The organism is Exiguobacterium undae DSM 14481, from assembly GCF_000620805.1.
GTDB lineage: Bacteria > Bacillota > Bacilli > Exiguobacteriales > Exiguobacteriaceae > Exiguobacterium_A > Exiguobacterium_A undae.
In genome coordinates, this window is the sequence record NZ_KK211187.1 from 1,504,102 (window position 1) to 1,521,770 (window position 17,669).

A 17,669-nucleotide genomic window follows, 5' to 3' on the forward strand; every position below is an offset into this window, starting at 1 on the left:
GGATTGTGTCATCTCTTTTGGAAAAGCGCTGTCCACAGTCCGGAGAGTCCGAAGACCGGATCGGTCGGTGCAGCTTCCTGCATCAACCGGATTTCAAGGACGTCGAACGTATCAAAAATCGAGCGGAGTTTGTCTTCCGTGAAGCCAAGACCGCCCTGCAGACTGCGTTGACGGTAAACGTCCCAGTCGGTCATGTCGGACCCGCCGTACTGACCGCCCTCAACGAAGCAGGTTAAGGCAAAGCAACCACCCGGTCGTAACGCCTCCGTGACGACGCGGATGTAATCGTGTCGTCGGTGCGGGGCGATATGATGGAAACAGCCGGAATCGTAGACGAAGTCGTAAGCACCGTCTTCAATCGAGAGCTCAAACAAGTTTCCTTGCCGGAACCGGACATCAAGTTGTCGCTCGTTTGCCCGTTCATTTGCCCAATCAATCGATGATTGCGCAAGGTCAATCGCGTCGACCTGACTTCCACGTTCGGCCAGATACAAGGCATTGCGTCCGGGACCACTTCCGAGTTCGAGGACACGTGTCAGCGGAAGTTGTCTTTGTTCCACGTAGGCGACAAGATTTTCATCCGGTTTATCGACGAAAAAGGGAATCCGTTTCGTCCGGTCTTCATAAAAGCTATCCCAAAATGCGGTCGGTTCCCGCAGTAAAGCATCCAGCATGTTCAGGATATCGTCCTGCGTGCGAATCGTTTCCTTCATCGTGGCTCCTCTTTTCTCGCCGGCAGGTTTCTCAAACGGACGGCAGTTGTCAGTATGTCTTCCAGGTGTTCCGCCCGCTTGTCGATGAAGGTCGTCCAGAACGTTTCCCCGATTCTTGCCAGTTCGTCCGGTGAATAGACGCCGGGCTCAAAATGACCCCAACAGCCGTCCGTTGTCAGTTGATCCCAAAAAACATAATCAGCGACCGGGTAATGCGACAGCGGGACGTCTCCCCCCATCGGTTTTAAATCGACGAGTTCCGGACAGAGCCACATTGCCGTCGCGACGGATAACAGACCGCCGTGACGTTCGTTTAACCCGTCCAGTCCGGCAACGTGTAACGCTTCCTCAAAAGCCTGATAACGGTGGGTCGTGATGACGACCAGTTCCGGATACTTGAAGTTGATTTGTTTGACGAACGCCGATTCCCAGTAGGCACCTCCGTGCCCGTTGCAAAGGACAAATTGATTAAACCCTTGACGGAACAGATTGACGATGATTTCTTCAAGCATCGCCGATAACACCGTTGGACTGACGGTGACGGTTCCGATTTGATTGGCATGTTCTTCGGATGTATTAAACGGCAGGGTCGGCAAAACATAGGCATTTAAGCGTTCGCCGAAAACGATCGCATACCGCTCGGCGATCAATGTATCAAGATGCATCGGCAAATACGGTCCGAACTGTTCCGTCGCACCGACCGAAAGAATGGCAATGTTCGTCTGGCTGTCTCGAATGACTTGTGTACTGTTTTTGTAGCTAAGCATGCATCAATTCTCCTTTATTCGAATACTTGTCTTAATTCGATTTGTCCTTCGCCGTGACCTTGCGGATCCGGCATACGTCTGGCCCAGGCGATCGCTTCCTCTTTTGACGCCACATCAATCAACAGGAAACCGGCAATTTGCTCCGCCGACGGTTCAAACGGTCCGGATATGACGTCCGCTTGTCCATCGGATTGCTGATACGTAAAACGGAGCGCTTCCCGCGTCGGGTGAAGTCCTTTTGCCATGACCCGGACACCTGCCGTAACCAACTCCTGATTAAAGACGGCCATCGCTTTTTGGAGCGATAGATCCGGAAGTAAATCGGCTTCCGACCGGTGAGACGCTTTGACGAGCAACAGGAATAACATGAATTAACCTCCAAACGAAAGTAGAAAATGGTGATAGGCGTATCACTAATTTAGTATTCGACAAACAGTCAAAAATCCCTGCTGTATCAACTAAAAAATGGATGTAAAAAACTTTTTTGACGGAATAGATAAGGAAAATGATTGCCAATTTAATCATGTTTAATTAGCATGGAAATGGAAGCTATGAAATCAGAAATGGTCATGAAAGGGAACTGGAAGATGATATATGGCATCGGGTTATTTTTGTTGGGGGTCGTCGGGTTGGCGGCGCGCGGGTTGTATTTTGGGATCTTCGATATCACGGAGTGGGCGAGTCTATCGTTGCTTCTGCCCGCCGCTTATGGAGCGGGGTGGATCGAACGGATCCAACAAAAGCGGGACGGGACCTTTTGCGGCTTAGACGCCGGATACGCTTCACGCCTCGGTGAACGAGTATCGACAGGGGTGAAACAGATCTATCGGGCGGATGTCGCGTTCGGTACGTACCGGCGGACGTTCCATAAACCGTGGCACCGCTGGTTCATTGCTTTTCCGAAGGTGGAAGGGTTTTTTCTGAATTTGGTGTTCGACGTGTCAAACCAACAACTGCAGCTAGTCGAGAAACCGAATCAACGGTTGTGGAGCAATCAGACGGAATGGTGGATCGAGGAGGGGGGAGAGACTGTCGGTGAAATCAAAACGGATCATACGTTCCGTCATGCGGCCGCGTTCAGCGAAGTGTTGCGGATGACTTACCGAACGGAACAGTATCAGATCCGGTCATCCAAGTTATCGCGGCGCGTAGAGGTGTTGCAGCAAGGCGCAACGATCGCCACGAGCAAACGGAAACGGAATCTTTTGACGTTTGATGTTCCAAAGCAGGATGCGCACGTCGCGCTCATCGCCGGAATGGTCTTGTTTCGTTTCCATTATCGGGAATGAGACGCCTCCCGGATGAAGGGCGGAGTGTGATATCCTAAGACAAAGCAAGAGAATCAAAAACAGAAAGCAGGTGATTTGTGATGAGCAATCCACTGAGTCAACTCGCATGGACCTTCGTCTCCGAGTGTGACATCCCGCATGACGTGCAAGGATTATTGATTCAAGGCGAACAGGCATTGTCCGCCTACAAGACGATCCGTGACGTCGCCGTCTTCACGACCCACCGGTTGATCATTCGGGACGCGCAAGGACTGACAGGAAAAAAGGTCGAAGTCTATTCGATTCCCTATAAGTCGATCAACATGTATTCGACGGAAAACGCCGGCGGGATGTTTGACATCAACTCGGAAGTTCAACTGTTCACCCGGGCCGGAACGATTAAGATCAATCTCAACAAAAAGGTCGACGTTCGAAAAATCGATCTGTTGATTGCCAATGCGATTTTATGAGGAGGAAAGCGTAATGAAAAGAACGTTCAAGAAAAAACGAGTGATCCTCTTATTGACGTTGCTCGCCGCCATCTGCCGACCGAAACGAGTCCGCTAATTTTATTTCAACTCCCGTAATTCATGCTTAAATGTACAAAGCGTAACGACGGGCAATCTTCATCTACTGAATCCGTCACTCTGAATAACAGGGAAACAGCACGAAAACGCTCCGCCAAATAAAAACGGATCCATCAGGGACCCGTTCCGCAACTGACCGTATAGTGATGATCTTGTTTCTTGCTGTAACAAATGGTTGGTGTCATCCCCGTCTCGCTGTCATGATCGTACCAGATGACGTCGTACATGCGCCCGTACTCCGGATCGACCATTCTTCTGTCGAGAAGGGCGCTGTAACTCTGATACGGATGTCCTTGTTCGTACAGATAATGGCGAATCGCTCCGCGCTCTGTATCGTCCGAAAAGACGACCGGCGACAGCAATGGTAAGACGATCAACAAGGTGAGTATAGAACCACCCATCCAAAGTCCAATTTTTTGCCAACGCTTAATTTGAATATCACTCCATTTTAGTTAAAATATTGAATTTATATGTAAAAGCAACGACCGACAGTCACTTGATTGTCGGTCGTTCTGGTTTACCCCGTCTTTCGCATCGATTCAAACAAACGTCCCTTGTAGACGTCTGCGATCGTGTTCAAGAAGGACTCGGAAAATCGTTTCGGGAAAAACGGTTTCGCATAAAAGTACTGATAGGCCCGTTTTAAGTCGTCCCATTGTGTACACGGATCCGTTTGTCGGAATCGCGCGACATCGATGATTCGGGTGCCGGTCGGCGTCAATAAGATGTTGCGTAAGTGAATGTCGGATGGATTCAAGCCGACCGATCGTGCTTCTGCTAAAGCCTGATCGACGGTCTGGATGACATCGTCTGTAATGAGCGTGCCGCTGATCAAACATTCGAACAACGTTTGCCCTTCGATGTATTCGATGACAAGATAATCCGCGCCATACTCGTATTGTTTGGCATACGTCGTAAAAGGGCTTAGTTGTTCATAAATCGATCCTTCGATTGCTGCCAGATGTCGATGCGACGGGAAAAACTTTTTGATGACCCGGTCCGTTCCGACGATCCGAAATACAAACGCACTTCGACCCGTTCCAATCCACTCCAGTTCATCGGGATAAGAGGAGACCGTATAGCCATCTTGTATCTCTGTCAGATGGATCGCAAAAGCCAGTTCGGAATCTGTCTTCACACATGCCACTTCCTTTCTCTTCTTTTAATTATACGCTGTTTGGTGTGAGAAGGTTTCATAAAACGACTCCTGTGTGAAAGTTTTGAACATTTTGTGATATGCTGAAAATGTACAGCAAATACCTAGCTCAGGGGGTTCTTTTATGAATACATTACAACAATGGCGTGACCATTTTGAAGCGCTTGGTGCCTATGACGAAGCAGTAGCTCTACTTTATTGGGACATGCGGACGTACATGCCGGATCAATCGGCCGAAAACCGTTCGAAATCGATTGGATTTCTGTCGACGGAAAGTTTCCGCCGCCGGACCGGCACAGCGTACCAGACGTTGCTGAAGACGATGGGACAAGAGACGCTGACGGGGTTAGAGGCGATCTCTTACGAAAAAGCGAAACAAGCATACGATCGGGACTCGAAGATTCCGGAAGCGGAATATCAGACGTTCATCACGTTGATCTCGGAAGCCGAAAGTGTCTGGGAAAAAGCGAAGGACGCGGATGATTGGGATCTGTTCGCCCCGTACTTAGAAAAAATCGTCGCCATGGAACGTAAATTCGTCGAGTACTGGGGATACGGGCAACATCCGTATGATGCGTTACTTCATGATTATGAGCCGGGGATGACAGTCGCGGAACTTGACCCGTTGTTCGCGGAACTCCGTCAAGCGATCATCACCCTGTTAAAACAACTGGACGGGAAAACGTTCCCGACGCTCGACTGGTCAGCAAGCCGAAAGACGCAGATTCAATTGAATCACGACTGGTTAAACGATATCGGCTATGATTTCACGGCCGGCCGCCTCGATGAGACGGTTCATCCGTTCCAGACGACCATCAACCGGAAGGATGCCCGTGTCACGACGAAGTATGATGAAAATGATTACCGGAACTCCGTGTTCGGGACGATGCATGAAGCGGGACACGCGACATACGAACAAGGCATCGCTCCGGAGCTCGATGCGCTCGGACTGGGAGAAGGCGCGTCGATGGGGATTCATGAATCGCAGTCGTTGTTCTTTGAAAACTTCATCGGTCGAAACCAAGGATTCCTCGCAGCACGCTACGAGGGACTGCAACAAGCGATTCCTTCGCTAACGGACGTTCCGTTTGAGACATTTTATGCAGCCGTCAATGAGGTCAAACCGTCCTTGATCCGGATTGAGGCGGACGAGTTGACCTATGCCCTCCATATCATCATCCGCTATGAACTCGAAAAACGGTTGATTACGGGTGAACTGGAAGTCAAAGACTTGCCGGCTGAATGGAACCGTCTCTATAAAGAGTACCTTGGAGTCGATGTCCCTTCAAACGCCAAAGGGGTGTTGCAAGACGTCCACTGGTCGGGCGGATCATTTGGTTACTTCCCGAGTTATGCCCTCGGACTCGTCTACAGTGCGCAGTTGAACGAGGCGTTACGCCGGGATGTGCCGAACGTCGATCAATTGATCGCGGACGGAACGCTTCAACCGATTAAAGGATGGCTCAATGAACACATCCATCAACACGGAAAAGCGAAGACACCGGCTGAATTGATTCAAGCGGCAACCGGACAATCGATTTCTGTCCAACCGTTGATCAACTATTTGACAGCGAAGTACACGCGGGTCGTCGAGGCGTTATGATGCGTTGGTTTGCCCATCGGGGAGCCAGTGATCAGTTCCCTGAAAATACGCTGGAAGCCATCGAAGCGGCGATTCCGTTCGTTGACGGGATCGAATTTGATGTCCACTTTTCACGGGACGGTGTCGGTGTCATCATTCATGACGAGACGGTCAACCGGACGACCGATGGAACGGGACGCGTCGTCGATCTGACGCTCGCGGAACTGAAACAGCTGAATGCCGGTGCGCGCTTTAAAGGAAGCGGCGGACCCGTCCGGACGACGATTCCGACACTCGATGAAGTCTTGGCGTTACTTGCTCCGACAAGCGTGATCCTGAACATCGAGCTGAAGACGGATACGATCCGTTATCCGGGTCTTGAAGCCTATACACTCGAACGGTGTCGTGCCTACGGCATCGCAAGCGACCGATTGATTTTCAGTTCGTTTAATCATTATTCGATCGCGACCGTCCGCGAGCTTGATCCGGCGATTGAGACAGCGATTCTGTTTCCTTATCCGCTGTACCATCCGGAACAGCAGGCAAAACAACTGGGGGCAAAGGCGATTCACCCGGATTACCGTCGCGTCACGCGAGACGACGTCATCCTTGCGCATCAGGCGGGAATCGAAGTCCGCGTCTATACGCCGAAAACCGCGGCTGATGTCAAACAGATGATGGCGCTCGGCGTCGATGCCGTCATCGTCAACGATCCCAAAACATTTAAGGCGAGCTTGTCCATCCACTAAGGAGGAAGCGTCATGCGCAAGGAGCATGTGTTAATCATACTAGCGTCAATCACGGCGCTCGTCATCGGTCTGCAGATTGGTTTTGCCAGCCTGCCGGCGCCGAAACCAAAACAGGTCGAGGAGTCGGTGACGAAACCGGATGATTTTCAGGCAGGACTGCGTGACGCAAAAACCGAATTAAAGATGGTACAACGCTTTGCCTTGACGAGTACGATCAAGCATGACCGTTCAAACGAGACGTGGATCTACGCCAGTCAAACCCCGACCCGGATCGCGGTCGATTGGTATTATGTTTCGAGTTATCCGGAGAGCAACGTCCAGATGACCCGAAACGACGTCTCGCGAATCGTGACGTACGACCGGTACCTCATCGTCGTGCGTCCGATCTACGGGGTTGTCGAAGACAGTGAACTGGAACAGTTTGCGCTTCGTTTTTCAAGTTATTTTATGACACTAAGACAACAAAAGGAGGATGACGATGTCAGGTAAAATCATTCTGTTGATTGGTGGATCGGGCAGCGGAAAGTCTTCCTTGATTAAACGGTTACGCCATGAATATGAACGTGTCCGCTTTATCCCGTCCGTCACGACACGGCCGAAACGTCCGACGGAACAGGATGGGGAGAGTTATCATTTCGTCGACGTCAAGACGTTCCAGCAATTGATTCAAGACAATGGTTTCATCGAGTACGCGCACGTTCACCGCGCCTGGTACGGAACACCGCGCCAAGCGTATGAAGATGTGCTGGCGTCCGATGGAATCGTCATCAAGGATATCGATCCCAAAGGGGCAACCGCCTTTAAAACGATGTTTGCCGATCAAGTCATCACGATTTTCGTCTCCGTTCCGCCGGACTTGATGAAAGAACGGCTGTTGATGCGGGGGGATACGCCGGAGTTCGAAGCCCGGCTCATCGATTATGCCGATGCGTGGAAAGAGCGTGATCATTACGACTACATGATCGAAAACATTGACTTTGAACAAGCTTATGCCGATCTGCTCGGCATCATTTCCGCCTATATTCCAGGACAACCGTCCGAATCGTAACAGCAGGGAGACTCCCTGCTGTTTTTGACTGTTGCAAAAGGAGGTACGGATGGATCCGATTTTAGACAGCTTACAACAACAACCGGCTTTAAAAGATTTTACGGGTTGGCGGCACCTTTCGACCCGGTATGGTAATGATCCCAAATATACAGCGCAGGACGAAACAGGAACGTCAATCTTCCACATCAATCCGTTACGGGACGTGGAGCGAAAACAGCAAGAGTTCTGTCTCCTGCAACAGATGCATCAGGACGGGTTGGCGGTGCCGGAACCGCTTGGCCTCATCGTGATACCGGGTATGTCTTGGTGCTGCAGCCGGTACCGCTATCTGGAGGGAACGACGGTCCGGCAACTGTTCCCGCTGGGGCAGGAGTCGGAGTATCACCTGGGACGAGAAGTGGGGCAACAGTTAAAACGACTGCATACCTACGCGGCACCGTCAGCGTTTGAACCGTGGGGGGACCGTTGTTTCGCCAAACACCAGCGGTACGTCGATCAGTATCGGCAAGGACGGATCAGAATCCAAGACGATCAGCCCCTTCTTTCCTTCATCGAGCGCCATGTCGAGTTGCTGGACGGTCGACCGAACCGGTTCCAGCACGATGACCTGCACCTCGGTAATCTGATTGCGGATGAGGGTCGGTTCGTCGGATTGATTGATTTTTCGAATCATGATTTTGGGGATCCTTGGCATGATTTCGTCAAGATGGGATTGTTTCAGGTCGAGGAGAGTGTGCCGTTTGCCGTCGGTCAACTCGACGGATACTTTGACGGGGAGGTGCCGGAAGCGTTTTGGGTGCTATACAGTGTTTATCTTGCGATGGCGGTCTTTTCTAGCGCGGTCTGGACCGAGCGACATGCGCCGCTGGAAACGGAACGGATGAAACAACGCCTTGCCGGTATAGTGGCGGCTCATCATCAGTTCGAACAAGTGATTCCGGATTGGTACCAAGACTTCAGGTATTCCAATTCCGAAAATGCATGAAACCACCACAACAAACGTTTCCCTGATGAAGGCGACTCCGTCAGGGAAACGTTTGTTGTGGTATTCAGCTGTCCCACGTGTCATCGAGGTGCGCGGCATAAAAACGGAGCGCCCGGTCGAGATTGTGTAAGGTCAACGCTTGAACTACCTCCACCTACGCTTCACTTAGAGGTGAAGGATTCCTGAGTTATCCGACCTACCGGTCGAAAATTGATCAGGCTAACCCCGTCGTCCCGACGGTTGAAGAAGCTAAGATACGTTCGGCTTCTTGTTTGAGATTCAGTCCTGCGTTCACATCCCGGTCGTGATGGATGCCGCAACTCGGGCATGTCCATTCCCGTAAGCCAAGATGTTTCACGTCTTTGTGTTGATGGCCGCAACTGGAGCACAGTTGACTGGAAGCAAAGGTCTTGCCGACTTTCACGACGGTCTTCCCGTACCAGTTCGCCTTGTACTCCAGCATGCGGAAGAACTCCGACCAACTGACGTCCGAGATGGCCTTGCTCAACTTGCGGTTCTTCTGCATGTTCTTCACCTGCAAGGTCTCGATGCCGATGACGTCGTGGTTTTGGACGATCTCGGTCGATACCTTGTGCAGGAAGTCGGTGCGTTTGTTGGCGATCTTCTCGTGGATACGGGCGACTTTCCGTTTCTGCTTCTGATAGTTCCTCGCCTCGGACAGCGTGACTTTCTTGTTCAAAGCGATGCGTTGACGGCGGGAGAGCTTACGCTGTTCGCGCGCCAGTTTCTTCTCGAGCTTACGGAAGTAACGGTCATTCTTGTAGACCGTGCCATCTGACAGGATGGCAAAGTTCTTGAGTCCGACGTCGACGCCGACAGATGAACCGGTCTTCGGCCGTTCGTTGATTTCCTGCTCGACGAGCAGGGAGACAAAATATTTGCCTGAAGCGTTACGTCGGATTGTGGCGTTCAAGATACGGCCTGTGATCTGTTTCGAATGGGCGAAACGTACCCATTTCAACTTTGGAAGTTTCAGCTGGTTGCATCCAATCGAGACTTCAGGAAGCTGGTTTTTGCCTTGGATGTTGGTCTTGTACGACTGGACGGGATTACGCTTGGACTTGAAACGAGGGTATTCGTTTTGCTTCTTGAAGAAGCGGTCAAACGCATCAGCAAGATGCTTGACGCTAATCTGAACAGAGGTACTATCGACTTCCTTCAACCAGTCGAACTCCTGCTTCAACACAGGAATTTCTTTGGAACAAGAACCGTAGGACAGACCTCTTCCAGTGGTCTTGTACATTTCATCCCACTTCGCCAAGAAGTGGTTGAAGATGAAGCGCGAACACCCAATCGTCTTCGCAATCAGGATTTCCTGCTCTTTTGTGGGGTAGATTCTGAATTTGTAGGCCTTGTGCTTCAACACCATTTTTCACCTCCTTTAAGGAAAATATACCCGAAAAGCAGGCTGGCGATTCATCTCCCACTTTCACTTCGTTTAGAAGTGGGAGTATTCTCGCCTAATTTTGATAAAACGTTTGGAGCACGGGGTGGTTCGGAAATCGCACGAGTCCTGCAGTCAAGGTCTCCTCCGCCTCCGCATAGCGTCCAAGCGCCCGGTAGGTGCTGCCGAGTCCGAAATACGCTTGTTGTTGTAAATAAGGCGGGATTAAGCCAGGGGTGATTGCTTGGACATAATAGGGAACGGCAGCTGATTCTTCGCCGAGGCTGTCGTGGCACCAGGCCATCTGGTAATTGACGAACGGATCGTCCGGTGCTTGCCGGATGTAAGTCGCGACGACGTCTTTTGTAACGGTATACTGTTTTTCCTGCCGTAACCGACTGACTTCCGTCCAATCAAAAGGAGCTGTTCCGGTCGGCGGCGCTTCCGTTTTCAGACGGACGAAAATCTGCTGCTCCATCCAGGTGTGGTTATCGGGGAACCAGATGGATCGGATGCCGTCGTCCGGAACACACCGAAGCAGTAGCCAAGGTCATCCGCCGCCCGCTGCTGTTCTTCTGCGATCCATGCTTCGAACCAGTCCTCTGTAAACACGGCCACATCCGGTTGTCCGGAAGAGGGGACGGAAGATTGCGCAAGCCAACTCGGAAAATCCGTCAGTTGGTATGGACGGATCGTCAAGCGTTCCGTCTGTGTCGTGAGTGTGCCTGTCATCACTGAATCACTCCTTTTTTGAGGTGGGAACCAAAAAACCCTTCAACCGAATCGGCTGAAGGGTTGGATGAAGATTAAGCCTGTTGTTCGAGTTTTGTCAGCAATGTCCGGAACGTATCGAGTTCGGCATCGGAAAAGTCAGCGAACACATCAGACAGATATTCCATCTTCATCGCTTCCAGTTTCCCGTACAACTCGATGCCTTCTTCTGTCGCCCGAAGTTCGACGACACGACGGTCGAGCTCACTCCGCTCACGCGAAATCAATCCTTTTTTCGTCAATTCATCCGCAAGCGCCGTAATCATGCTGGCTGAAAATTGGAATTCATTGGACAAAGCCGACGCGATTTGCGGACTGCTTGTGCAAAGTGACTTCAAAATAAAGAATTCATTTCGCGTCAAGTACGTCGTAAACATGCTCCGGACGTCTTTTTTGATGGCGCGGTAATTCATGCGTAAACCCTTTTCTGTATCCACGATCAATTGGTCGCGGTTTGCTACTTCTAGTGTAGTGGCCATAGTTTCACTCTTTCTGTACCGTAGTTTCTTCTTCCGAGATTTAGTATAGTGAAAAATTTTAGTTTAATCAATATTTTTCTCTTGAATCATCTGTTTTGTTAACGGTTGGACCTGTTTGATGATTTCCTCGACATTTCGGAGTTCAGGATAGAAGCGGCGGAAGAAATAATCGATCCGGTGCGGATCGTTGCCGGCGATCGTCACCGCCATGCAGATGTAGGCAATCCCGATCCCTTGGCGGGGCAGGAAGGGGTTCGGCATGACCTGGGCACATTTCAAGGCGAGCGGACTGTGGACGGAAACGGCTTCGATCAATTCGCCGTAGTTCCGGATATCGACGTAATGGAACATCCGGATCAATTCGTTGATCAATTGTTGATCGGAGTCAAGCATCATCTGGGACGTGACCAATTGTTTATCCAGATCATTGATGACAGCGGAATGATCAATGAAATAATTTAAGTTGTCGGACGTGATCCGGACTTGGTGGGGATCAGACAAAATCTGTTGGACGGTCTCGTCTTCGAATTGTTTGAGCTGTTTCTTGATGTTGACAAACTCTTGGTCGGCGATTTCAAGCAGACCGGCGACCCGGCTGAAACTGCGCCGCACTTCCGCCGGCACGCTGTTCGGATTTTTGTAACCGAGATCATGTTCGATTTCAGCCCACGCGTGTTGAAGGATGGAGCGGATCTGAATCTCGGCTGTATGGTCCTTGAAACGGCCGTATTCGCTGAGCGCGAGTCGTTGGTCACTGAGGGCGGCGACGAAGTGGACCGACAGATAGCCGAACTCCGTCGTATCGAGTAACGTCGATTTATCGACGGATTGATCCCGGTCGATCGAAAACTCATTTTCGATGATCCGCGCCGCTTCCCGGACATCATCGTGAAAATACGTCACGATCCGGATCCCGGTCAAGTCATGGACGTCCCGGAGCGACTGGTATTTATTTGGTTGTCGTAACACTTTTTGATATAAGCTTTCGGATTCCTTGGTCCGCGCAACAATCGAATGGTATTTGATCCCGGCAGCGTCTAAAAGTTCGGATAACAACACCTTTAATTTATCCGCAAACGCGTCATAATCTTCCTTATCGTTTACGTATTCCAGCATCATCGTATTTAAATCTTGTGATTGCACGGATTTCACCTTCCTCATCAAGTCTCTTCTAGCCATATTGTAGCACTCGTTTTCGATGGGCGCACGGGAAGACCCTGTTTCAACGACTGCCGTTCGTGGGAAAGAAAGAATAGAACATCTGGGAGGGGTGCTACAATGGAAATCTTGGACGCACGGGCGTTGCCGGCCGATCATTCCGATATCTTACATGTCACACCATCGTCAGTTTATTTCAGACGCCGACTCGACGAAAATCAATTTCATATCAGCCGGTTTGATTTGGAAGATCAGGAACAAATCGATTTGACGACGGACGTGTTGCGCGATCACGGACCAACCCGTCCGTTCGTCAAACAAGGCAAAGTGTATTGTTTAAACGAGCAACACCGGGATGACGGCGGGGAAACCCACCTGCTTGCGATCGATCTGCACTCGGGGAAAAGCGAGCAGCTCGCCGTGTGGAACTTACCCGGTGATTTGACGCTGTACTGGGTCTTAAACGCCCGTTATATGGTCCTGTTGCATGTCGATCAGACGACGACGGCTTTTCTGTATGACGTGACGACAAAAACCCAGCACCCGATCAACGATGAACGGTTGTACGGCATCACGGAAAACTACCGGGAACTGTACTTTTTCCTCGTCAGTCTAAACGAGACGGATTATATCGTCTGCAATGCCCGGCTCGATGAGTTTTCATTTTATGACGCGCTTGAGAGCGGGGTCATCTCGCCGGAAGATCCGATTGATCACTCTGAAAGTCTGTTGATTGCTTCGCTTGCTACGATTGTCCAGGAAATCGAACAAGGAGCTGACCGTTTGTCGTTTCAGACGTTACTCCGCCTGGACGGGGAAGGGGACACTGTTCAATATTTAGGGGAACAGGGTGGTCACCTTGTGTTCAGTGCCTACACCGAACGGTTAAATGAAGAAGTGTTTTATCAGATCAACAATGAATCGGACATCACGGAACTCGGTCGGGTCCGGTGGAGTGATTATGAACCGCTGGACTTTACGTATGACGACGTCGAATCGACGATCTTCATCGTCAACGATCGGTCTGATGAACACCATGAAGTCATGAATCTGCGGACAGGCGCCCGCTACTTGGAACGGGACCCCTTTGAACGGGTGTTACGCGACCGGTTTTATCTGCATGAATCGATCGGCGATGACGCCGAACCGATGGTGACGGTATTTGACGGCGAACAAAATGTCCGTCACCGGTTTGAGGATGCTTATTATATGATCGTTTCCGGAGAGCTCGTCATCTTGTCCGTCAAACAGTTGCAATAATTCATCGAACAATGGGCGGAATCACACTGTAAATTCAAGCAGTGTGATTTTTAAACTGAAGGCATATTTATTTCATATACCGTATATACTGATAAAATCAAAAATGAAAAAGGCAACAATTATATTATCCTTCTTCGTAAACAAAACAAAAAACTCTCCCATCTTAGCCAATTTGACCAAGACGGAAGAGGAGAGTGGTATGCTTATTCTGCGTCAGATGTCCGTGTGAAGATATCGACTTGAATGTTTCCAGCTGTTGCGCGTGAGTACGGGCAAACAGTGTGCGCGATTTTTCCGAGTTCAGCAGCTTGTTCTTCCGATACACCACGGACAAGAACATCGAGTTCAACCGACAGGGTAAAGCCGTCTGCTGCTTCGTTTAGGGTAACGTGAGCAGTGACTTCGCTGCCGTCGTGTTTGATGCCTTGTTTACGGGCAACAAGGTTCAAGGCAGAATCAAAACAAGCAGAGTATCCGGCAGCAAATAATTGTTCCGGGTTTGTTGCTTCTTTTTTAGATCCTGGTACAGGCATTGCGAGGGCGACGTCTAAGATTCCGTCTTCCGATACGACGCGGCCGTCGCGGCCTCCTACAGCAGTTGCAGATGAAGTAAACATTGGTTTCATGGTTGTAACATCCTTTCGTTTTTAGGTATTCTTTTTAAGTAGCTTACAATTAGATTTTATACAATCTAATTTAAAACACAACTATTATGCTTGAAGGAGGTCTCTTGATGACAAATCCACTCTTACTGGATGAACAATTATGTTTTCCGTTTTATGCGATTTCACGGGAAATCACGAAACGATACCGTCCGTTGCTCGACCCGCTCGGGTTAACCTATCCGCAGTATCTGGTCATGCTGGTCCTATGGGAAGAAGATGAACAATCGCTCAAAGCAGTCGGTGAACGGTTGCATTTGGACTCCGGCACGTTGACGCCTTTATTAAAAAAACTGGAGGTGTCCGGTCTGATTCGGCGTATCAAGAATCCGACAGACGAACGGCACATCAAAATCACGTTGACAGCAGAAGGACGGAATCTTCGACAACAGGCCGAACGTATTCCGCTCGCCTTAAAAGAAGTGCTCGGGGTATCGGAAGAAGATCTTGAACTCGTCAAACAGACCTTAAACCGGCTGACATTAAAAATGAACGGAACTGATTAAACAGTCCCGTTCATGTAATGCTTATTTACGGCGGAAACCTTCTTCTTCCAGATAGTTTGCCGCTTCTTTATACGAATTAAAGGCCCCGTCGAGTAAATCGCCGGCGTAGACTAACCATGTATCGAGATCTTCGTTTAATAACGTCAATTCGAATTGATTGTCATTGATCCATGTTTCTTCTAGTGTTTCGACCGTCTCGACGGTTTCCAACGCCTTGATGGCATCTTGAAGTAAGAGGATTAAAGCCGGCTCCGAAAATTCACGGATGTTGACGAATCCTTTCCGGTCTTTTTCATATCCTGGTAAACCTGCTGCGTAAACAAACCCGTTCCCGTTTGGATGCAGGTGATAGACGACGATTTTTTTCTCAAACTGACTTTCCGGGAAGTGGAAGTTGACACGATTCAGGGAAACTTCTTTCCGGACAAGTTGTGGGAAAGTCTCGATGATAGTTAATTTTTCTTCAAATGTTAGCATGGTTCCTCCTTGAGATACATTTCTACTCTCTTATATATGCGATGATTCGCAGAGAAATGTCAACGTCTGATTGATGACACTGAAACTTCAACGGGTCTCCTCCCGTATGAAAAAACGAAAGGCAGGAGATTTTATGCAAGCAAACCATCCGACCGGGGAGTGGCAATATCTGCCTCAGGCCTCGGTAACCGCTGAACGTCAATACGTTGGAATCAAGTATACCATTGTTGCCCTCCTCATTGGAGTCGCGACCGTCGTCCAAATCACCTGGCTTGATCTGTCTCCTTGGTGGATGTGGATTGCCGCCGCCGTCGTCGGTCTGTTGTTCATCCTGCAGTTCGTCTATATTCCGCCGATCCGGAAAAAGTATTTTAAGTTCCGCGTCGATGAGGAATTTTTAATCGTCGAATCCGGCATCTTCATCTTACATCATGTCGTGACACCGCTCGTCAAAGTCCAAATCATCGATACCTCGTCGGGTCCGATTTTACGTCGTCATGAATTGATGAACATGAACGTCCGCACCGCGTCGGGAGAAATCGATCTGCATGGACTCGAGGTGACTCAGGCGAAGAAACTGCGACAGCAGATCGAACGGATCGCGAAACTTGAGGAACAAGAGGAGGAGACGTTATGACACGGCGGGTCCATCCTCTGTTCATCCTGATGACGACGTTGACGCATCTCCGTTCGCTTGTCATTCCGATTGCGGTCATTTTGTTTAATGATCTGAAAAATGACGGGTTTGGTGTCTATACGGCAATTGGCGTCGCGGTCGTCAGCCTGATCATCCTGTTGTTCGGAATCGCGTCCTGGTATTTCTACACGTTCACGTTAGATGACCAATCGATTCGGGTCAACAAAGGGATTTTCCGGAAAAGTGAGCGGACGACAAAACGTCAGCGGATCGAGTCGATCGGCATCAATCAAAACGTCCTCGAGCGTCTCCTTGGACTCGCGACTTTAACGGTCGAAACATCGTCAGACGGCGGCAAACCGGAAGTCGAGCTCAAAGGAGTTCGGTTGAAGTTCGCCAAACAATTGAAGTCGACAATCGGGTCGACGGATCAGATCGATTCGTCAGAACACTCCTCCTCGTCTGACACGTATTCCGTCAGCATGACAGAACTGTTGCTGGCCGGTGCCTTGTCCGGGAGAATCGGTCTTGCGCTGGTCGGATTTGGTGCCGTTTATCAATTTATCAACCGCTTCATTGAAAAGTACATCAGTCAACTGTTCAACGAATTACTCCATCTGTCGTTACTGGTGTTAGTTACGATCGGTCTGTTGGTGTTAGTGATCATCTACATCGGCTCCATCCTCGTCTTTGCCTTACGGTATGGATCGTTTCAAGCCACTTTACACCAACACCGGTTGACGATCGGATACGGTCTCTTGAACCGGACGGAAGTTGTGTTTCATCAAGATAAGGTCCAAGCACTCGTCATTGAAGAAAACTGGATCAAACGCCGGTTTAAGCGGGCACATCTTTCCCTGCATATCATCTCCGCCAGCGGGGAAGAGGAAAAGCTGTTGCTCCATCCCTTCATCCGCGTCAGTGACATCGATGGCTTTTTAGAACGGTTTTTACCGCGGTTTAAGCAACTTGTACCGGAACGACGTGCCGCCGATCGCGGATTTTTCTACATCGTGCGTTGGCCGTTGCTCGGTTATGCAAGTCTGTTCCTAGCTGTAAACGGCGTCTTGTACTTTTGGCTGCCGGAAGCGATCCGGTATATCGGCTTGGTGCTGTTCTTATTTTTTCCGCTGTATTACGTCCTCGCCCGGTCCGGTTACCGCCATACACGCTACGGTTATGAAAATGACCTGTTCGTTTTACGAAAACAACTTGTCAATCGGGAAACGATTTATGCGCCCCGTCTGAAAATCGAAGCTTTTTCCGGTCACGTCTCCCGTTTTTTGGAGGAGAAAAGCATCTTGAAATTCCGGATCACGCTGCGTGGTTCGACGGAGTTTGATGCTGGATACTTTACCGCAACCGAATTTAAAGAGATCTTGAATTGGTACCAGCAAACATTCCTAAAGCCGTTGCCGCCGGTAGCAGGTCCTGAGGCAAAGGACGGCGAATAGGTGTA

The 17,669-nt window shown here is 49.9% G+C and carries 23 protein-coding genes; 11 read left to right on the forward strand and 12 right to left on the reverse strand.

What is annotated here, in order from left to right; genetic code table 11:
• Positions 1 to 8: 8 nt before the first annotated feature.
• Genes P397_RS0108245 through P397_RS0108255 form a run of 3 tightly spaced genes read right to left on the reverse strand, consistent with a single transcriptional unit; the run spans position 9 to position 1,848 of the window.
• On the reverse strand, positions 9 to 713 hold the full coding sequence (locus tag P397_RS0108245) for a class I SAM-dependent methyltransferase (RefSeq protein ID WP_028106153.1): 705 nt from the start codon (positions 711 to 713) through the stop codon (positions 9 to 11).
• On the reverse strand, positions 710 to 1,480 hold the full coding sequence (locus P397_RS0108250) for a creatininase family protein (RefSeq protein WP_028106154.1): 771 nt from the start codon (positions 1,478 to 1,480) through the stop codon (positions 710 to 712). Before P397_RS0108250 ends, P397_RS0108245 begins: the two co-directional genes overlap by 4 nt.
• Positions 1,481 to 1,494: 14 nt before the next feature.
• Entirely contained in the window at positions 1,495 to 1,848 is a 354-nt protein-coding gene (locus P397_RS0108255) for a YciI family protein (RefSeq protein ID WP_028106155.1), read from the reverse strand.
• A gap of 183 nt (positions 1,849 to 2,031) precedes the next feature.
• Between P397_RS0108255 and P397_RS0108260 the strand changes: the two genes are divergently transcribed.
• Positions 2,032 to 2,769 carry a tubby C-terminal domain-like protein gene (locus P397_RS0108260; RefSeq protein ID WP_035414115.1) on the forward strand — a complete coding sequence of 246 codons (738 nt, stop codon included), beginning with the start codon at positions 2,032 to 2,034 and terminating at the stop codon, positions 2,767 to 2,769.
• Positions 2,770 to 2,849: 80 nt separating this feature from the next.
• Entirely contained in the window at positions 2,850 to 3,218 is a 369-nt protein-coding gene (locus P397_RS0108265) for a PH domain-containing protein (RefSeq protein ID WP_026832836.1), read from the forward strand.
• 230 nt (positions 3,219 to 3,448) lie between these two features.
• Here the strand turns inward: P397_RS0108265 and P397_RS0108275 are convergent, their stop codons facing one another.
• The gene (locus P397_RS0108275) at positions 3,449 to 3,766 is read right to left on the reverse strand and encodes a hypothetical protein (RefSeq protein WP_028106157.1); all 318 of its coding nucleotides are present in this window, start codon (positions 3,764 to 3,766) and stop codon (positions 3,449 to 3,451) included.
• A gap of 86 nt (positions 3,767 to 3,852) precedes the next feature.
• Positions 3,853 to 4,473: a serine/threonine protein kinase gene (locus tag P397_RS0108280; RefSeq protein ID WP_026832838.1), complete on the reverse strand. Its 621-nt coding sequence runs from the start codon at positions 4,471 to 4,473 to the stop codon at positions 3,853 to 3,855.
• A 142-nt stretch (positions 4,474 to 4,615) separates the two neighbouring features.
• Here P397_RS0108280 and P397_RS0108285 point away from each other — a divergent pair, with 142 nt between their 5' ends.
• Genes P397_RS0108285 through P397_RS17185 form a run of 5 tightly spaced genes read left to right on the forward strand, consistent with a single transcriptional unit; the run spans position 4,616 to position 8,855 of the window.
• Complete coding sequence (locus P397_RS0108285) at positions 4,616 to 6,094, forward strand: carboxypeptidase M32 (protein ID WP_028106158.1); 1,479 nt, start codon at positions 4,616 to 4,618, stop codon at positions 6,092 to 6,094.
• Positions 6,094 to 6,822 (forward strand): glycerophosphodiester phosphodiesterase, encoded by a 729-nt coding sequence (locus tag P397_RS0108290; RefSeq protein ID WP_235183956.1) that lies wholly within the window; start codon positions 6,094 to 6,096, stop codon positions 6,820 to 6,822. Before P397_RS0108285 ends, P397_RS0108290 begins: the two co-directional genes overlap by 1 nt.
• Positions 6,823 to 6,834: 12 nt before the next feature.
• Entirely contained in the window at positions 6,835 to 7,311 is a 477-nt protein-coding gene (locus tag P397_RS0108295; RefSeq protein ID WP_028106160.1) for a hypothetical protein, read from the forward strand.
• Entirely contained in the window at positions 7,301 to 7,870 is a 570-nt protein-coding gene (locus P397_RS0108300) for a guanylate kinase (RefSeq protein WP_026832842.1), read from the forward strand. The genes P397_RS0108295 and P397_RS0108300 overlap by 11 nt, the downstream gene beginning before the upstream one ends.
• A 49-nt stretch (positions 7,871 to 7,919) precedes the next feature.
• Positions 7,920 to 8,855, forward strand: a complete 936-nt coding sequence (locus P397_RS17185) for a phosphotransferase family protein (RefSeq protein WP_051523921.1) — start codon at positions 7,920 to 7,922, stop codon at positions 8,853 to 8,855.
• A 214-nt stretch (positions 8,856 to 9,069) separates the two neighbouring features.
• On the opposite strand, the gene tnpB is transcribed toward P397_RS17185, so the two are convergent.
• From tnpB to P397_RS0108330, 5 genes are all read right to left on the reverse strand, one after another.
• Positions 9,070 to 10,242: an IS200/IS605 family element RNA-guided endonuclease TnpB gene (tnpB, locus tag P397_RS0108310; protein ID WP_028106161.1), complete on the reverse strand. Its 1,173-nt coding sequence runs from the start codon at positions 10,240 to 10,242 to the stop codon at positions 9,070 to 9,072.
• Positions 10,243 to 10,336: 94 nt separating this feature from the next.
• Entirely contained in the window at positions 10,337 to 10,738 is a 402-nt protein-coding gene (locus tag P397_RS17190; RefSeq protein WP_051523923.1) for a tetratricopeptide repeat protein, read from the reverse strand.
• Positions 10,711 to 10,992, reverse strand: coding sequence for a GNAT family N-acetyltransferase (locus P397_RS0108320; RefSeq protein WP_028106162.1), 282 nt, complete (start codon positions 10,990 to 10,992; stop codon positions 10,711 to 10,713). The genes P397_RS17190 and P397_RS0108320 overlap by 28 nt, the downstream gene beginning before the upstream one ends.
• Positions 10,993 to 11,066: 74 nt before the next feature.
• Positions 11,067 to 11,510: a MarR family winged helix-turn-helix transcriptional regulator gene (locus P397_RS0108325; protein WP_026832844.1), complete on the reverse strand. Its 444-nt coding sequence runs from the start codon at positions 11,508 to 11,510 to the stop codon at positions 11,067 to 11,069.
• Between the two features lie 63 nt (positions 11,511 to 11,573).
• Positions 11,574 to 12,653, reverse strand: a complete 1,080-nt coding sequence (locus P397_RS0108330; protein WP_233550649.1) for a GTP pyrophosphokinase — start codon at positions 12,651 to 12,653, stop codon at positions 11,574 to 11,576.
• Between the two features lie 135 nt (positions 12,654 to 12,788).
• Here P397_RS0108330 and P397_RS0108335 point away from each other — a divergent pair, with 135 nt between their 5' ends.
• On the forward strand, positions 12,789 to 13,928 hold the full coding sequence (locus tag P397_RS0108335; RefSeq protein ID WP_026832846.1) for a hypothetical protein: 1,140 nt from the start codon (positions 12,789 to 12,791) through the stop codon (positions 13,926 to 13,928).
• Between the two features lie 203 nt (positions 13,929 to 14,131).
• On the opposite strand, the gene P397_RS0108340 is transcribed toward P397_RS0108335, so the two are convergent.
• Entirely contained in the window at positions 14,132 to 14,554 is a 423-nt protein-coding gene (locus P397_RS0108340) for an organic hydroperoxide resistance protein (protein WP_026832847.1), read from the reverse strand.
• A gap of 107 nt (positions 14,555 to 14,661) precedes the next feature.
• Here P397_RS0108340 and P397_RS0108345 point away from each other — a divergent pair, with 107 nt between their 5' ends.
• Positions 14,662 to 15,096, forward strand: a complete 435-nt coding sequence (locus P397_RS0108345; protein ID WP_028106163.1) for a MarR family winged helix-turn-helix transcriptional regulator — start codon at positions 14,662 to 14,664, stop codon at positions 15,094 to 15,096.
• 21 nt (positions 15,097 to 15,117) lie between these two features.
• Here the strand turns inward: P397_RS0108345 and P397_RS0108350 are convergent, their stop codons facing one another.
• On the reverse strand, positions 15,118 to 15,573 hold the full coding sequence (locus P397_RS0108350; protein WP_014970474.1) for a hypothetical protein: 456 nt from the start codon (positions 15,571 to 15,573) through the stop codon (positions 15,118 to 15,120).
• A 133-nt stretch (positions 15,574 to 15,706) separates the two neighbouring features.
• On the opposite strand from P397_RS0108350, the gene P397_RS0108355 reads away from it, so the two are divergent.
• Both P397_RS0108355 and P397_RS17195 read left to right on the forward strand, forming a co-directional pair.
• Positions 15,707 to 16,210, forward strand: a complete 504-nt coding sequence (locus tag P397_RS0108355) for a PH domain-containing protein (RefSeq protein ID WP_028106164.1) — start codon at positions 15,707 to 15,709, stop codon at positions 16,208 to 16,210.
• A complete protein-coding gene (locus tag P397_RS17195) occupies positions 16,207 to 17,664 on the forward strand; it encodes a PH domain-containing protein (protein WP_035414117.1) in 1,458 nt (485 codons plus the stop codon). Before P397_RS0108355 ends, P397_RS17195 begins: the two co-directional genes overlap by 4 nt.
• Positions 17,665 to 17,669 lie beyond the last annotated feature (5 nt).

Coding starts and splice junctions, on each gene's coding strand:
- P397_RS0108355 (WP_028106164.1), top strand. CDS start 15,707: ATGCAAGCAAACCATCCGACCGGGGAGTGGCAATATCTGCCTCAGGCC.
- P397_RS0108285 (WP_028106158.1), top strand. CDS start 4,616: ATGAATACATTACAACAATGGCGTGACCATTTTGAAGCGCTTGGTGCC.
- P397_RS17190 (WP_051523923.1), bottom strand. CDS start 10,738: ATGGAGCAGCAGATTTTCGTCCGTCTGAAAACGGAAGCGCCGCCGACC.
- P397_RS0108320 (WP_028106162.1), bottom strand. CDS start 10,992: ATGACAGGCACACTCACGACACAGACGGAACGCTTGACGATCCGTCCA.
- P397_RS0108245 (WP_028106153.1), bottom strand. CDS start 713: ATGAAGGAAACGATTCGCACGCAGGACGATATCCTGAACATGCTGGAT.
- P397_RS0108265 (WP_026832836.1), top strand. CDS start 2,850: ATGAGCAATCCACTGAGTCAACTCGCATGGACCTTCGTCTCCGAGTGT.
- P397_RS0108255 (WP_028106155.1), bottom strand. CDS start 1,848: ATGTTATTCCTGTTGCTCGTCAAAGCGTCTCACCGGTCGGAAGCCGAT.
- P397_RS17195 (WP_035414117.1), top strand. CDS start 16,207: ATGACACGGCGGGTCCATCCTCTGTTCATCCTGATGACGACGTTGACG.
- P397_RS0108290 (WP_235183956.1), top strand. CDS start 6,094: ATGCGTTGGTTTGCCCATCGGGGAGCCAGTGATCAGTTCCCTGAAAAT.
- P397_RS0108260 (WP_035414115.1), top strand. CDS start 2,032: ATGAAATCAGAAATGGTCATGAAAGGGAACTGGAAGATGATATATGGC.
- P397_RS0108335 (WP_026832846.1), top strand. CDS start 12,789: ATGGAAATCTTGGACGCACGGGCGTTGCCGGCCGATCATTCCGATATC.
- P397_RS17185 (WP_051523921.1), top strand. CDS start 7,920: ATGGATCCGATTTTAGACAGCTTACAACAACAACCGGCTTTAAAAGAT.
- P397_RS0108250 (WP_028106154.1), bottom strand. CDS start 1,480: ATGCTTAGCTACAAAAACAGTACACAAGTCATTCGAGACAGCCAGACG.
- P397_RS0108295 (WP_028106160.1), top strand. CDS start 6,835: ATGCGCAAGGAGCATGTGTTAATCATACTAGCGTCAATCACGGCGCTC.
- P397_RS0108300 (WP_026832842.1), top strand. CDS start 7,301: ATGTCAGGTAAAATCATTCTGTTGATTGGTGGATCGGGCAGCGGAAAG.
- P397_RS0108325 (WP_026832844.1), bottom strand. CDS start 11,510: ATGGCCACTACACTAGAAGTAGCAAACCGCGACCAATTGATCGTGGAT.
- P397_RS0108350 (WP_014970474.1), bottom strand. CDS start 15,573: ATGCTAACATTTGAAGAAAAATTAACTATCATCGAGACTTTCCCACAA.
- P397_RS0108345 (WP_028106163.1), top strand. CDS start 14,662: ATGACAAATCCACTCTTACTGGATGAACAATTATGTTTTCCGTTTTAT.
- P397_RS0108340 (WP_026832847.1), bottom strand. CDS start 14,554: ATGAAACCAATGTTTACTTCATCTGCAACTGCTGTAGGAGGCCGCGAC.